Source organism: Pseudomonas sp. ESBL9, assembly GCF_036668715.1.
In the GTDB taxonomy this organism is placed as follows: Bacteria; Pseudomonadota; Gammaproteobacteria; order Pseudomonadales; family Pseudomonadaceae; genus Aquipseudomonas; species Aquipseudomonas lundensis.
Window position 1 is genome coordinate 460,259 of the sequence record NZ_JAZEVV010000003.1, and the last position, 13,369, is coordinate 473,627.

14 protein-coding genes are annotated in these 13,369 nt (G+C 59.1%); 7 read left to right on the forward strand and 7 right to left on the reverse strand.

The genetic code is table 11. From position 1 onward, the window contains the following. Position 1 precedes the first annotated feature (1 nt). The 5 genes from livM to V6F78_RS11705 all read left to right on the forward strand — a co-directional run bounded on the left by livM (position 2) and on the right by V6F78_RS11705 (position 5,350). Positions 2–1,285: a high-affinity branched-chain amino acid ABC transporter permease LivM gene (livM, locus tag V6F78_RS11685; protein WP_169858734.1), complete on the forward strand. Its 1,284-nt coding sequence runs from the start codon at positions 2–4 to the stop codon at positions 1,283–1,285. A gap of 11 nt (positions 1,286–1,296) precedes the next feature. Then, entirely contained in the window at positions 1,297–2,172 is an 876-nt protein-coding gene (locus V6F78_RS11690) for an ABC transporter ATP-binding protein (RefSeq protein ID WP_047273274.1), read from the forward strand. Continuing rightward, complete coding sequence (locus V6F78_RS11695; RefSeq protein WP_047273151.1) at positions 2,169–2,885, forward strand: ABC transporter ATP-binding protein; 717 nt, start codon at positions 2,169–2,171, stop codon at positions 2,883–2,885. Before V6F78_RS11690 ends, V6F78_RS11695 begins: the two co-directional genes overlap by 4 nt. A 722-nt stretch (positions 2,886–3,607) precedes the next feature. Further along, positions 3,608–4,375, forward strand: coding sequence for an SDR family oxidoreductase (locus V6F78_RS11700; RefSeq protein WP_332727281.1), 768 nt, complete (start codon positions 3,608–3,610; stop codon positions 4,373–4,375). Between the two features lie 69 nt (positions 4,376–4,444). After that, complete coding sequence (locus tag V6F78_RS11705; RefSeq protein ID WP_047291682.1) at positions 4,445–5,350, forward strand: cation diffusion facilitator family transporter; 906 nt, start codon at positions 4,445–4,447, stop codon at positions 5,348–5,350. Positions 5,351–5,422: 72 nt separating this feature from the next. Here V6F78_RS11705 and ureG read toward each other — a convergent pair whose 3' ends face one another. The 5 genes from ureG to V6F78_RS11730 all read right to left on the reverse strand — a co-directional run bounded on the left by ureG (position 5,423) and on the right by V6F78_RS11730 (position 8,476). Next, on the reverse strand, positions 5,423–6,037 hold the full coding sequence (gene ureG, locus V6F78_RS11710; protein ID WP_169840185.1) for an urease accessory protein UreG: 615 nt from the start codon (positions 6,035–6,037) through the stop codon (positions 5,423–5,425). 9 nt (positions 6,038–6,046) lie between these two features. Further along, the gene (locus V6F78_RS11715; protein ID WP_047291687.1) at positions 6,047–6,721 is read right to left on the reverse strand and encodes an urease accessory protein UreF; all 675 of its coding nucleotides are present in this window, start codon (positions 6,719–6,721) and stop codon (positions 6,047–6,049) included. Beyond that, complete coding sequence (gene ureE, locus V6F78_RS11720) at positions 6,718–7,218, reverse strand: urease accessory protein UreE (RefSeq protein WP_047275125.1); 501 nt, start codon at positions 7,216–7,218, stop codon at positions 6,718–6,720. The genes V6F78_RS11715 and ureE overlap by 4 nt, the downstream gene beginning before the upstream one ends. Positions 7,219–7,391: 173 nt before the next feature. Next, positions 7,392–8,024 (reverse strand): TetR family transcriptional regulator, encoded by a 633-nt coding sequence (locus tag V6F78_RS11725; protein ID WP_332727284.1) that lies wholly within the window; start codon positions 8,022–8,024, stop codon positions 7,392–7,394. A gap of 173 nt (positions 8,025–8,197) precedes the next feature. Continuing rightward, a complete protein-coding gene (locus V6F78_RS11730) occupies positions 8,198–8,476 on the reverse strand; it encodes a hypothetical protein (RefSeq protein WP_047273158.1) in 279 nt (92 codons plus the stop codon). 275 nt (positions 8,477–8,751) lie between these two features. Here V6F78_RS11730 and V6F78_RS11735 point away from each other — a divergent pair, with 275 nt between their 5' ends. Beyond that, positions 8,752–10,827, forward strand: coding sequence for an AsmA family protein (locus tag V6F78_RS11735; protein WP_047291689.1), 2,076 nt, complete (start codon positions 8,752–8,754; stop codon positions 10,825–10,827). A gap of 131 nt (positions 10,828–10,958) precedes the next feature. On the opposite strand, the gene V6F78_RS11740 is transcribed toward V6F78_RS11735, so the two are convergent. Beyond that, a complete protein-coding gene (locus V6F78_RS11740; RefSeq protein WP_047273160.1) occupies positions 10,959–11,489 on the reverse strand; it encodes a ferritin-like domain-containing protein in 531 nt (176 codons plus the stop codon). 86 nt (positions 11,490–11,575) lie between these two features. Beyond that, the gene (locus tag V6F78_RS11745) at positions 11,576–12,454 is read right to left on the reverse strand and encodes a DMT family transporter (protein WP_047273161.1); all 879 of its coding nucleotides are present in this window, start codon (positions 12,452–12,454) and stop codon (positions 11,576–11,578) included. 97 nt (positions 12,455–12,551) lie between these two features. Here V6F78_RS11745 and V6F78_RS11750 point away from each other — a divergent pair, with 97 nt between their 5' ends. Beyond that, a complete protein-coding gene (locus tag V6F78_RS11750) occupies positions 12,552–13,340 on the forward strand; it encodes an AraC family transcriptional regulator (RefSeq protein WP_332727286.1) in 789 nt (262 codons plus the stop codon). Positions 13,341–13,369 lie beyond the last annotated feature (29 nt).

Below are 13,369 nucleotides of genomic sequence, written 5' to 3' on the forward strand. Positions count from 1 at the left end.
TATGTCTGCAGCCATTAATAAACCGATTGATGTGAAAAAAAGTGTCGTGGATTCGATCCTGGCCGGGTTGATCTCACTGATTGTGTTCGGCCCGATTGTGGGGGTGGTGCTCGACGGCTACAGCTTCAATTTGCAACCCGCCCGGGTCGGCTGGCTGGTGGCGATTGTGATGGTCGGGCGCTTTGTCCTGAGCCTGTTTTTGCAAACACCCCGGGGTCTCAAAGTGCTCCAGGGTTTTGAATCCACGAGCTCGGGCGTGCACGTGTTGCCGCCGGACTACAAGACGCGGCTGCGCTGGATCGTGCCACTGCTGATCGTCATTGCGATTGTGTTTCCCTTCTTTGCCAACAAGTACCTGCTGACCGTGGTGATTCTGGGCCTGATCTATGTGTTGCTCGGCCTTGGGCTGAACATCGTCGTGGGGCTGGCGGGGTTGCTCGATCTTGGCTATGTGGCGTTCTACGCCATCGGCGCATACGGTCTGGCCCTTGGCTATCAGTATCTGGGGCTGGGGTTCTGGTCGGTGCTGCCATTGGCGGCGATTGCGGCAGCCATGGCCGGGTGCATTCTCGGGTTCCCGGTGTTGCGAATGCACGGCGATTACCTGGCCATCGTGACGCTGGGGTTTGGCGAAATCATTCGTCTGGTGCTCAACAACTGGTTGTCTTTCACGGGCGGGCCTAACGGCATGCCGGTGCCATCGCCGACCTTTCTGGGCCTTGAATTCGGGCGCCGTGCCAAAGACGGCGGAGTGCCGTTTCACGAGTTTTTCGGGCTGGCCTACAACCCCAACATCAAGTTCCTGTTCATTTACATCGTGCTGTTTCTGGTCGTGCTGCTGGTGCTGTACATCAAGCATCGCCTGACCCGCATGCCCATCGGTCGCGCCTGGGAAGCCCTGCGCGAAGATGAAATTGCCTGTCGCGCCATGGGGCTCAATCACGTTCTGGTCAAACTGTCGGCGTTCACCCTGGGAGCGTCCACGGCGGGCCTGGCGGGTGTGTTCTTTGCCAGTTATCAGGGCTTTGTAAACCCGTCGTCGTTCACCTTCTTTGAATCGGCGCTGATCCTCGCGATTGTGGTACTCGGGGGCATGGGGTCGACTGTCGGCGTGGTGATTGCCGCGTTTGTACTGACGGTCGCGCCGGAGCTGTTGCGCAGCTTTGCCGAATACCGCGTGCTGCTGTTCGGCGTGCTGATGGTCTTGATGATGATCTGGCGGCCACGGGGCCTGATCCGCATCAGCCGTGTCGGGGTCACACCACGCAAGGGAGTCGCGCCATGAGCGAGCGTTCCATGGATAAAGACGTCGTGCTCTCGGTGGACAAGCTGATGATGCACTTTGGCGGGATCAAGGCCCTGAGCGATGTCAGCCTCAAGGTCAAACGCAATTCGATCTTCGCTCTGATCGGCCCTAACGGGGCCGGGAAAACCACCGTGTTCAACTGCCTGACCGGCTTTTATAAAGCCACCGGCGGCAGGATCGAACTCAACGCGCGGGGCACCCGCACCAATGTGATCAAACTGCTCGGCGAGCCGTTTCGGGTGACGGATTTTGTCTCGCCCAAAGCGTTCGGCAGCCGGCTGTATTACAAAATGTTCGGCGGCACTCACCTGGTCAACCGCGCCGGTCTGGCGCGAACCTTCCAGAACATTCGCCTGTTCAAGGAAATGTCCGTGCTGGAGAACCTGCTGGTGGCCCAGCACATGTGGGTCAATCGCAGCCTGCTGGCGGGGATTCTCAATACCAAGGGCTACCGCAAGGCTGAAAGCGACGCGCTGGACCACGCTTTCTACTGGCTGGAGGTGGTGGATCTGGTGGACTGCGCCAACCGTCTGGCGGGCGAGTTGTCTTACGGCCAGCAACGGCGACTGGAGATTGCGCGGGCCATGTGTACGCGACCGCAAATTATCTGTCTTGACGAACCGGCGGCGGGCCTCAACCCGCAGGAAACCGAAGCCCTGAGCGGCATGATTCGATTGTTGCGAGACGAGCACGACCTGACCGTGGTGCTGATCGAGCACGACATGGGCATGGTCATGAGCATTTCCGACCACATCGTGGTCCTCGACCACGGCAACGTGATCGCTGAGGGCGGGCCCGACGCCATTCGCAACGACCCGAAAGTCATCGCCGCGTATCTGGGTGCAGACGAAGAGGAGCTGATATGACGAGCACGATCCTCGAACTCAAGGAACTGGATGTTCATTACGGGCCGATTCAGGCGTTGAAAAAGGTCTCGATGCACATCGAAGAGGGCGAAACCGTCAGCTTGATTGGCTCTAACGGTGCCGGAAAATCCACCTTGTTGATGTCGATTTTTGGGCAGCCCCGCGCCAGTGGCGGTCAGATTCTTTACCAGGGTGTGGATATCACGCAAAAGTCTTCGCACTACATCGCTTCCAACGGGATTGCCCAATCGCCGGAGGGGCGTCGTGTGTTTCCGGACATGACGGTGGAGGAAAACCTGCTGATGGGCACCATCCCCATCGGTGACCAACACGCCAAAGAAGACATGCAGCGCATGTTTGACCTGTTTCCGCGGCTCAAAGAGCGCCGTAATCAGCGGGCCATGACTATGTCCGGTGGTGAACAGCAGATGCTCGCCATTGCCCGTGCGTTGATGAGCCGTCCGAAGTTGCTGCTGCTGGACGAACCGAGCCTGGGGCTGGCGCCCATTGTGGTGAAACAGATCTTTGCCACCCTGCGGGAGCTGGCGCAAACCGGCATGACCATCTTTTTGGTCGAGCAAAATGCCAACCATGCGCTACGGTTGTCGGACCGCGCCTACGTGATGGTGAACGGAGAAATCCGCCTGACCGGCACGGGCAAAGAGTTGTTAAGCAACGAAGACGTGCGTAACGCCTATCTGGGCGGCCATTAAACCCCGCCGTCCGCATCACCCTGCTCGCCCCCTTGGGGCGAGCCGTTCTGACCCCGCCTGAAATTGTGGAAAACAAAATTGCAACCCTGCGAAAGCGCGACATAAAGACGCTGTAATTCGTTGTTTTGTCATCGTTTTGACTTGTCCCCGTTTGCTGTGGAGGTGGCTGTGGGTAACGTGGGAGTAGTTGGCTGTAGCCCTTTATTCATAAGGGCTGTAGCGGTGTGGTTGTTTTTTGATCGCTGTCTTTTCCGCGACCTCTCGGGTGATTTGTCAACAGCTTTGTTGATAAAAATACGGCCTTGAAAAAACTGCGGCGTCCTGTGGATAAGTCTGTGGTTAAACTCTGGAAAGAATGCCCTGAGCGGCGTAATTACTGGCCTCTGGCTATCCTTGCACTTTCAACTTCACGCACCTTTTTAGGGCGTGTGCATGGAGTGCGTATTCAGGTCAAGCAAAAAACCTTGGATAAACGCCTGCAACCCTTGCATGGCGGGGCTTTGCGCGTTTCGAGTTGCCCCCAAAGACTGTGGACGGGCCTGTGGATAAGGTGAGCGCACATGGCGCTACCCCTTGTGCGATGTGGTCTGGAGACGGTTGGTTGTTTTTTGCACAGCACACGGTTGCCCACGCAACCTGCTTGCCGCTCAAACGCACTCGGGGCATTCTGCTGGCCGTCCCATTACCCCGGCGGACCCTGCCCGCCAGCCAAGGAGAACACGATGACTTCCACCCTGTTTATTACCGGCGCGACTTCTGGATTTGGTGAGGCGTGTGCACGCAAGTTTGCGCAAGCAGGCTGGAAACTGGTGCTGACCGGCCGCCGGAAAGAGCGTCTGGACGCCCTGTGTGAAGAATTGTCCAAGCACACAGAAGTGCATGGCCTGGTGGTCGATGTGCGTGACCGTGGGGCGATGGAAACGGCGATTGCCAACTTGCCGCCCTCGTTCAGCAAGCTGCGCGGACTGATCAACAACGCCGGGCTGGCGGTCGGCACTGACCCGGCCCCGCAGTGCAAGCTCGACGACTGGGAAACCATGGTCGACACCAATATCAAAGGGCTGCTGTACACCACCAACCTGCTGCTGCCGCGCCTGATTGCCTGCGGGCGCGGTGCCGGGATCGTCAACCTGGGTTCTATCGCGGGTAATTACCCGTACCCCGGCAGCCACGTGTATGGCGGCACCAAAGCCTTTGTGAAGCAATTCTCCCTGAACCTGCGCTGTGATCTGCAAGGCACAGGCGTGCGCGTCAGCAACATTGAGCCGGGTTTGTGCGAAAGCGAATTCTCCATGGTGCGCTTCGGGGGCGATCAGGCGCGCTACGACGCGACCTATCAGGGCGCTGATCCGATTCAGCCCGAAGACATTGCGGAGACCATTTTCTGGGTGCTCAACACCCCGGCACACATCAACATCAATCGCCTTGAGCTGATGCCCGTGACGCAGTCCTGGAGCGGTTTTGCCATCGAAAGGCACGCCAAGGAGTAAACTCGCCCCTGGCAGCCCACCCGCGACCTCCTGAGGGGGTCGCATTCCATCGGGCTGAAAGGAGTTTTTGTGAGTAACCGTGGCGAGCAGATTCTGCTCAAACAATCGACTGTTCTAATGTTTGCGGTGGCCATTGCGGGCATCGTGACGGGTTTTATTTCGGGGTCGCAATCCATCTTGTTCGATGGTTTTTTCTCGTTGATCGCAACGTTTATCAAGGTGTTGATGCTCATAACGGCGCAACTCATCGCCAAGGAGAGCAACCAGCGCTTCCAGTTCGGCTTCTGGCACCTTGAACCCATGGTGTTGTTGATCGAAGGCAGCTTCCTCTTATTGATTGCGATCTATGCCTTTTTGAATGGTGTATTCGGCATCATCAATGGCGGGCGCGAGATTGAACTGGGGCTGGTCATCCTCTATGCAGCGGTGTTTACCGTGATCGAATTTGGCTACTACTTCTGGGTTCGGCGCAAAAATCGAACGTTGAAATCGACGCTGATTCAGTTCGACAACATCAGTTGGCTGGTGGATGCCATGTTGTCGGTGGGCCTGTTGATCAGTTTCCTCACGGCGCTGGCCCTGACGCATCAGGGTTATGCACAGTGGGCGGCTTACGTGGACCCGGCAATCCTGATTGTGCTGGCCCTGAGCATGCTTGCGCCTGCGTTCAAAATCCTCAAGCCGGCATTGCGCGACGTGCTGGGGATCGCCCCCGACGCACTGGACGACAAGGTGCGCGAGGCACTGGAAATCGCCTCGGCGCGGCATGGCTTTGAAGGTTACAAAACCTACGTGCAGAAGCATGGCCGGGCGCGTTTCATTGAAATTCACATCGTGTTGCCTTCGGGGTATCCGCTGACCAGTGTGAAAACCCTCGACGCCCTTCGGGAAGAAATAGCCGAGTTACTGGGCAAGGCTGACAGCGCTCGCTGGCTGACCATCAGCTTCACCGGTGACCGCAGGTGGATCGCCTAATCAGCGCGTCATGACTGATCGCAGCCGCAGACGGCTGCGCTCAGACGCGACTTTCCTCCTGACATCCCCTCGTCATTGCGTTATCAACAACCCCTGGTGCTCAATAAACGCCACGATCGCATCGAGTCCATGGCCGGTTTTCTGGTTACTGAACACAAACGGTTTGTCGCCGCGCATGCGCCGCGTATCGCTGTCCATCAGCTCCAGCGAGGCGCCCACCAGCGGTGCCAGGTCGATTTTGTTGATCACCAGCAAGTCCGACTTGCAGATCCCCGGCCCACCTTTGCGCGGTAACTTGTCACCCGCCGACACGTCGATCACGTAGATCGTCAGGTCGGAGAGTTCGGGGCTGAACGTGGCCGACAAGTTATCCCCACCCGATTCCACCAGAATCACGTCCAGGCCCGGAAAGCGGCGGTTCAATTGATCCACCGCTTCGAGGTTGATCGAGGCATCTTCGCGGATGGCAGTATGGGGACAGCCACCGGTTTCCACGCCAATGATGCGTTCGGGTGCCAATGCCTGGTTGCGTACCAAAAAGTCGGCATCTTCGCGGGTATAAATATCGTTGGTCACGACCGCCAGGTGGTAGCGCTCCCGCAACGCCAGGCACAACGCCAAGGTCAGCGCGGTTTTACCTGAGCCGACCGGCCCACCAATGCCGACACGCAGAGGTTGTGTATTCATTCAAAACTCCTAGGACCGAAACAGGCGGCTGTACTGGCGCTCGTGGGCCATGCTCGCTAATGACAGGCCAAAAGCGGCGCTGCCCATGTGGGAAACATCCAGATGACTGGCGTTCAGTTGCGCCAGTTGCAGGCTTGGGGATAACTCGCTGGTCATGCGTTGTGCCGCTTGCTGGCCTAACGGCAGCGTTTTCATCAACACGGCCAACTGGTTCTCTAGCCAGCTCCAGAGCCATGCCGCCAACGCGTCCTGCGGGTTGATGTCCCACGCACGTGCGGCGAGTGCCCAGCCAAGCGCCAGATGCGGCTCGCCTTGCTGTAAGAGGAACTGCCGCGCGGGCTCATCCAGTTCAGGTAAGCCGCTCAGCAACTGTTGCAGGGAATAGCCCATTTGCCGGCTTTCCTGATGCAGTTCGCGGGTTTCCCGGCTGGCGCGGTGTTCGTCACAAAACCGTTGCAGGGCGGGCCAGTCTGCTTGGGCGGCAGCCTGGCAGTGAGCGAGCAATAGCGGGGCTTCGAAGCGGGCGAGGTTGAGCAGCAACTGGTCGTTGATCCAGCGCGCGGCGCTGGCCGGATCGCGCACCCGGCCTTGCTCTACCGCCATTTCCAGCCCTTGGGAATAGCTGTAGCCGCCAATGGGCAATTGCGGGCTGGCCAGACGCAGCAGCGCCCAGGCCGGGCTCACAAACGCACACCAAACTGGTGAAGTTTGGGCGCGTAGTTGAAGTCTTCTTCGCCCGCCCGGGAGTGGTGATGACCACCGCCGTAGGCGCCATGTTCAGGCTGGAACGGGGCTTCGATGGCGTCGGTGCAGGCGCCCAATTGTTCGAGCATCGCCTTGAGCACGTAGTCATCCAGCAGTCGCAGCCAGCCGTCACCCACTTGCAGCGCCACGTGGCGATTGCCTAAGTGATAAGCGGCGCGGGTCAGTTCGAACGCGTTGTCGCACGTGACGTGCAGCAGGTGTTCAGGGCTGGCGCAGACGCGCACGATGCGCCCGTCCTGCGCCTGAAGGAATTCGCCGTCGTGCAGGGGCGTCTGCCCGCGGTCCAGAAACAGCCCGACCTCTTCACCGTCGCTGCTGAAACAGCGCAGACGGCTTTTGCTTCGGGCTTCGAAGTTGAGATGCAGCTCGGCGCTCCACACGGGGTGGGCGTCGACTCTTCGGTGAATGACCAGCATCGGTAGGCTTCCTGCGATTAACGATAGGCATGCTCACAGCAAGGGGCTTGCCAACCTGGCCGGGCATCGCTGATGTCGCGAATCGTAGGCTCAAAAACAGAGCAGGAAGATGAAACTTGATCTAAACAAGTGCGCGCACTGGGCTGTGTTGCACCAATGAGGTGCGAAGTCGCTTACTCGGTGCTGCCCAACCCTTGCCAGTGTTTGAGGCCAATGAAGATGAAGCGCAGTTGCTGGCTGATTTTGGCCTGCGGTTGCAGGTAGTCCGGCAGCGGTTCGGGGGGCGGATCAATCACATCGGGCAACGCCGCAAATACGCTTTTGACCACCAGGTCGGCAATCACGGTCAGCGCCGCCGGGTTGAGATGGTGCAGTTTGGGCTTGGAGCCGAGGTCGGCGGCCAGGTCGGAGGTGATGTCTTCGCGCAATGCCGCGATGGCCTGCCGAACCGGTTGCGAGCCGCCGTATTGCTCCCGCGCGAGGAACAGAAACTGCGAGCGATTGGCCTCGACTACATCGAGGAAAATCCGCACCGATGCGTTAATCACGCCGCCCATGAACAATTCGTTATGGCGTACCAGGCGGATGGTTTCGCGAAAGGTCTGGCCGACCTCGCTGACCAACGCCAGGCCCAATTGGTCCATGTCGCTGAAGTGCCTATAAAAGCCGGTGGGCACGATGCCAGCGGTTTTTGCGACTTCACGCAAGCTGAGGCTACCAAAGCCGCGCCCCGATTCCATCAAGTGGCGGGCGGCGTCCATCAGCGCAAGGCGGGTTTGTTGTTTCTGTTCGGCGCGGGGGAGCATCTGGGCGGGTCTTCCTGACAAGTGCAGCGGCGCACTCTAGCAAATCAGCTTTGATGACGTCGAACGCAGTTAAAGGCTCAGGCGGGTGAACGTGACGCAGTCGTTAGTGACGAATAACGCGGGTCGGGCTTGCGATCGTTTCGCGCTGCTCGTCAGCGACGACTGCGCTGCGCTTAGCTGGCACGTTGATTCCTTTCGGCCAGACGCTCTGCGCCACCTTCGGCCAGGCGGTTTTGTTGCTGCTTCTGGGTGCGGTCGTAACCGTCTTCGGCCACACGGTTGTGTTGATCCAGCGTGCGTTGTGCGCCGTCTTCAGCGACCGGGTTCAAAGGCTCGCTCAAGGTGCTGGAGGCGGGTTGTGCCAAGGGCGCCGACTGATCTTCAGCGGGCAGGGCGAAGGCGTTAAAGGCAAACAGTGACAGGGTCAAACCAAACATGGCTGGGCGTTTCATGATGCGGGTGCTCCGTAGCAAGGCAGTCAGTGGGTACGGGGGCAATGCTACGCTTGGATTTTCGATAACAAAGTTCATACGGCCAATGGTGATAATCGACACAATTGATTGTTCAACCAAAGGCCTCTAGCCCGCTGCTTTGCGGGCGGGTAAAAGAGAACGCGAGGCTTTTTTGAGGCAAAGCGGCACACGGGTTAAACCTTGGACCGCCTTTGCCGGTCGTACTTTTATACGCGTCGCAATCTGGACGTTCAGACGTAATAAGGAGCCGTGTCATGACGCGCACCCGTAAAGTGCTTGCCTGGGTTGTGGGCCTGTTTGCCCTGTTGGTTGCCGTGCTGGTGGTGCTGATCGCCACCTTCGACTGGAACCGCCTCAAGCCAACCATCAACACTAAGGTTTCTGAAATTTTGCATCGCCCGTTTGCCATCAACGGCAATCTGGCTGTGCAGTGGCAGCGTGAGCCCGATGAAGGTGGCTGGCGCGCCTGGGTGCCGTGGCCGCACGTGATCGCTGAAGACCTGACGCTGGGCAACCCCGAGTGGTCGAAGACGCCTCAGATGGCCAGTTTGAACAAGGTTGAGGCGCGTTTGTCGCCGTTGGCTTTGCTGACCCAGACCGTTGCCATTCCGCGTATTGATTTGGTACAGCCGAGCGCTGACCTGGTGCGTTTGGCGGATGGTCGAGCGAACTGGACCTTCACTTTCGATCCCAAGGACCCCGACGCCGAACCCTCCAACTGGACGGTGGACATCGGTGCCATCAAATTCGACAAGGGCCATGTGACCCTCAATGACCAGACCCTGAAAACCCGGCTGGATGTCGTGATTGATCCGCTGGGCAAGCCGATTCCGTTCAGTGAAATCGTGGGTGAGAAAGAGGCGAAAAAGTCGCAAGAAAAGGGCGCTGCTCCGCAGGACTACGCCTTCGCGTTGAAGGTCAAAGGCCAGTACCACGGTCAGAACCTCGACGGCACAGGCAAGATCGGTGGCTTGTTAGCGCTTCAGGACGCGAACCAGCCCTTCCCGTTGCAGGCTCAAGTCAGCATCGCTGACACCAAGGTCGCGTTGGCCGGCACCCTCACGGACCCGCTCAACCTGGGGGCGCTTGATCTGCGCCTGAAACTGGCTGGCAGCAGCTTGAGCAACCTCTATCCGCTGACGGGCGTGACATTGCCGGATTCGCCGCCTTATTCCACAGATGGCCACTTGATTGCCAAGCTGCATGAGCCGGGCGGTGCCGTGTTCACCTATGAAAACTTCAACGGCAAGATTGGCAACAGTGACATCCACGGCGACCTGAAATACGCCGCCAGCCAGCCGCGCCCCACGTTGTCGGGCAAGTTGGTGTCCAATCAACTGTTGATGGCTGACCTTGGGCCGTTGATCGGCGTGGACAACAGCAAATCCGCTAACGCCCCGAAAGCCAGCGGTGGCGCGAGCAAGCAACCGGCGGGTAAGGTGCTGCCGGTGGAAGAGTTCCGTACCGAACGCTGGCGCGATATGGACGCCGACGTGGAATTCACCGGCAAACGCATCGTGCAAAGCGCCGAGCTGCCGTTTACCGATCTCTACACGCACCTGGTGTTGAACGATGGCCAATTAAGCCTGGAACCGCTGCGTTTCGGCGTGGCGGGCGGCAAGCTGGACGCGCAGATTCGCCTCAACGGCCGCAGCACACCGCTGGAAGGGCGGGCCAAACTGACCGCGCGCAATTTCAAACTCAAGCAACTGTTCCCCACCTTCGAGCCTATGAAAACCAGCTTCGGTGAGCTCAATGGCGATGCGCAAATCTCCGGGCGTGGCAATTCGGTGGCCAAGTTGTTGGCCACCTCGAATGGCGGCTTGAAAATGATCGTCAACGACGGCGCCATCAGCCGTGGCCTGATGGAAATTGCCGGGCTCAATGTGGGCAACTACATCGTGGGCAAAATCTTTGGTGACGAAGACGTGAAGATCAACTGTGCGGCGGCGGACTTCGGGATCAAAGACGGCCTGGCGACGTCGCGGCTGTTCGTGTTCGACACCGAGAACGCGATCATCTACATCGACGGCACGGCTAACTTCGCCACCGAGCAACTGGACCTGAAAATCACCCCGGAGTCCAAAGGGCTGCGGTTGTTCTCGCTGCGTTCGCCGTTGTACGTGCGCGGAACGTTTGGTAACCCGTCGGCGGGCGTGCAAGCCGTGCCGTTGATGCTGCGCGGTGCGGGCATGGTCGCTCTGGGTGTGATTGCTGGCCCGGCAGCCGGACTGCTGGCGTTGGTGGCACCGAGCGGCGACGAGCCCAACCAGTGCGCACCGCTGCTGCAACAGATGCAGCAAGGCAAAGTGCCCAAGACCGTGAAGTAAAGGCTTGCCCTCACTCCCACCTTTTCCCTGCGCGGGAGAGGGTGGGGGCGAGGGCTCAAGCACGCAAAAAAACCCGCAAAAAAGCCCGCCCCCACGTGACGGGGGGCGGGCGCTGTCAGGCCTGATGAGGCTTACAGGTCTTGCAGAATGTCGGCCATGTCGTCGGCGTGCTCTTCCTCTTGCGCGAGGATGTCTTCGAAGATCCGGCGGGTGGTCGGGTCTTTGTCGCCAATGTACTGAATGATTTCACGGTAGCTGTCGACAGCAATCCGCTCAGCGACCAGGTCCTCGTACACCATTTCCTTCAAGGTCGTACCGGCCACGTATTGGGCGTGGGCGTTCTTGGACAGCAGGTCAGGGTTGAACTCCGGCTCGCCGCCCAACTGAACGATACGCTCGGCCAGTTTGTCGGCGTGTTCCATCTCCTGATTGGCGTGCTCCAGGAACTCATCCGCCGCGACGCTGGCCTTCAGGCCACTGGCCATGAAGTAATGACGCTTGTAGCGCAGAACACAGACCAGTTCGGTGGCCAGCGACTCATTGAGCAACCGCAGAATTTCTTCGCGGTCTGCGCTGTAGCCTTCGGTTACGGCACCTTCTTCGACGTTCTTGCGAGCGCGTTCGCGAAGGGTTTGCTTGTCGGATAACGTTATCTCGGTCATTTCAATCTCCTCACTAATCCGGTTGCCGCCTCGCTCTGCTGGCGAAGTCGGTTCATAGGGTGTGAGTTCAGCGCACCGAGAAAGTTTTATCGGATGTTGCGCACCGGCGTGGTCCAGCGTTCCGACAGAATCACCCCGCCCAGCGTCAATGCGCCACCCACCAGATGGAACAGGTGCAATTGCTCTTTAAGCACCACGGCGGCAATCAATGCGGTAATCAAGGGCAGCAAGTTGAAGAACAGGGTGGTGCGGCTCGGCCCCAGCAATGCAACAGCCTTCATCCAGGCCAACGGCGCAATCATCGACGCCAGCACGCAGGCGTACAGCACCAGGCCGATGTTGTGCACGGTCGGGCCGACCTTGGGCGAGATCAGGTACAACGGCAGCAGCACCACAATCGCCACCAGCACTTGCAGGTAGAGCATCTGCAACGGCGGCAGGCGCAGTTGCCACTTCTTGAGCAGGGTGCTGTAAATCGCGTAGGCGAGGGTGGCGACGAGCATCATCGCGTCTCCCAGGTTCAAGCCTTGATCGAGCAAGGTGCCGAGGCTGCCACTGGAGACCACCACCAGCACCCCGAAAAACGACAGCACGGCGCCCACCAGCGCCCCTGCGGTCAGGCGCTGGCCGAGGCTGATGATGGACAGGGTGAGCACCATCAACGGCATCAGCGACAAAATGATGCCCATGTTGGTGGCCGAGGTGCGGGCCGCCGCGTAGTAGGCAAGGCTTTGATACACCGCCATGCCCAACACGCCGAGGATAAAGATCTTGCCCAGGTTGGGGCGGATGACAGGCCAGTTGGCCAGCACCGGTTTGATCATGAACGGGGTAAACAGCAGCCCGGCCAGCAGCCAACGATAAAAGCCGATCTCCGAGGGGAAGATCGCCCCCACGGCGAGTTTGTTGATCACGGTATTGCCGGCCCAGATAAAAATGGCCAGTAGCGGGTAAGCGTATTGCATCAGGAACAACCACAGGATTAATGAGCCGCGATTATCCGCTTGTCTGTCCGCAGGCCTATACTTCGATCCAGCCAACCTCTTCGTGAATCCAGACAGCATGCGCAAGAACCTGATCAGCGTTCCCGAGTTTGATCAATTACCGGCTCCGGTCTACTTTCGTTACGCCGAAATCGACGCGCACAGCCACGCGTGCCCCCACTGGCATGCCTGGGGGTCGCTGGACTACGTGGCCCATGGCGTGATGCGTTTTGAGGTCGACGGGCAGCGGTTTATGTCGCCGCCGCAGTACGCGTTATGGATCCCGCCCAATACCGAGCATAGTGCCTACAATGCCCAGGCCATTGTTTACCGTTCGGTGTATCTGGACGCAGCGCATTGCCAGCACCTGCCGCCCCGGCCGGTCACGTTGGCGATCAGCGACATCCTGAAAGCCATCCTTAGCGACTTCGCCCGCCGCGATGTCAACATTCCCGAAGGCGAAGCCGACCAGCGTCTGGCCCAGGTGCTGGTCGACCAACTGAGTCAGGCGGCCGTGCATCGATGCTTTTTGCCCTACGCCAATCACCCCGGTTTGCAAGGGGTGCTGGCCGCCTTGCAGCGACAGCCGGGGGACAACCGCCCGTTGGGGCAGTGGGCCGAGCAGGCGCATGTCAGCGAACGTACGTTGGCGCGGTTGTTCGCGCGTGAGCTGGGCATGAGCTTTGGGGAGTGGCGCCAGCGCTTGCGTTTTCTGGCAGCCATCGAAGCGCTGGAGTCGTCGTCGCGCAGCGTGCAAGACATTGGTTTCGACATGGGTTACAGCACGGCGTCGGCGTTTATTGCGATGTTTCAGCGTCTGGCCTGTTGCACGCCCGAGCAGTATCGGCGCAAGGCGCGGCATGTTTAAGCGCTCATGAGGAAGCTGTAACAGAGTTT

Excerpts from the sequence above, each read along its gene's own strand:
- livM (WP_169858734.1), top strand. The coding sequence starts at position 2 with ATGTCTGCAGCCATTAATAAACCGATTGATGTGAAAAAAAGTGTCGTG.
- V6F78_RS11690 (WP_047273274.1), top strand. The coding sequence starts at position 1,297 with ATGGATAAAGACGTCGTGCTCTCGGTGGACAAGCTGATGATGCACTTT.
- V6F78_RS11695 (WP_047273151.1), top strand. The coding sequence starts at position 2,169 with ATGACGAGCACGATCCTCGAACTCAAGGAACTGGATGTTCATTACGGG.
- V6F78_RS11700 (WP_332727281.1), top strand. The coding sequence starts at position 3,608 with ATGACTTCCACCCTGTTTATTACCGGCGCGACTTCTGGATTTGGTGAG.
- ureG (WP_169840185.1), bottom strand. The coding sequence starts at position 6,037 with ATGAATACACAACCTCTGCGTGTCGGCATTGGTGGGCCGGTCGGCTCA.
- ureE (WP_047275125.1), bottom strand. The coding sequence starts at position 7,218 with ATGCTGGTCATTCACCGAAGAGTCGACGCCCACCCCGTGTGGAGCGCC.
- V6F78_RS11725 (WP_332727284.1), bottom strand. The coding sequence starts at position 8,024 with ATGCTCCCCCGCGCCGAACAGAAACAACAAACCCGCCTTGCGCTGATG.
- V6F78_RS11730 (WP_047273158.1), bottom strand. The coding sequence starts at position 8,476 with ATGAAACGCCCAGCCATGTTTGGTTTGACCCTGTCACTGTTTGCCTTT.
- V6F78_RS11735 (WP_047291689.1), top strand. The coding sequence starts at position 8,752 with ATGACGCGCACCCGTAAAGTGCTTGCCTGGGTTGTGGGCCTGTTTGCC.
- V6F78_RS11740 (WP_047273160.1), bottom strand. The coding sequence starts at position 11,489 with ATGACCGAGATAACGTTATCCGACAAGCAAACCCTTCGCGAACGCGCT.
- V6F78_RS11745 (WP_047273161.1), bottom strand. The coding sequence starts at position 12,454 with ATGCAATACGCTTACCCGCTACTGGCCATTTTTATCTGGGCCGGCAAT.
- V6F78_RS11750 (WP_332727286.1), top strand. The coding sequence starts at position 12,552 with ATGCGCAAGAACCTGATCAGCGTTCCCGAGTTTGATCAATTACCGGCT.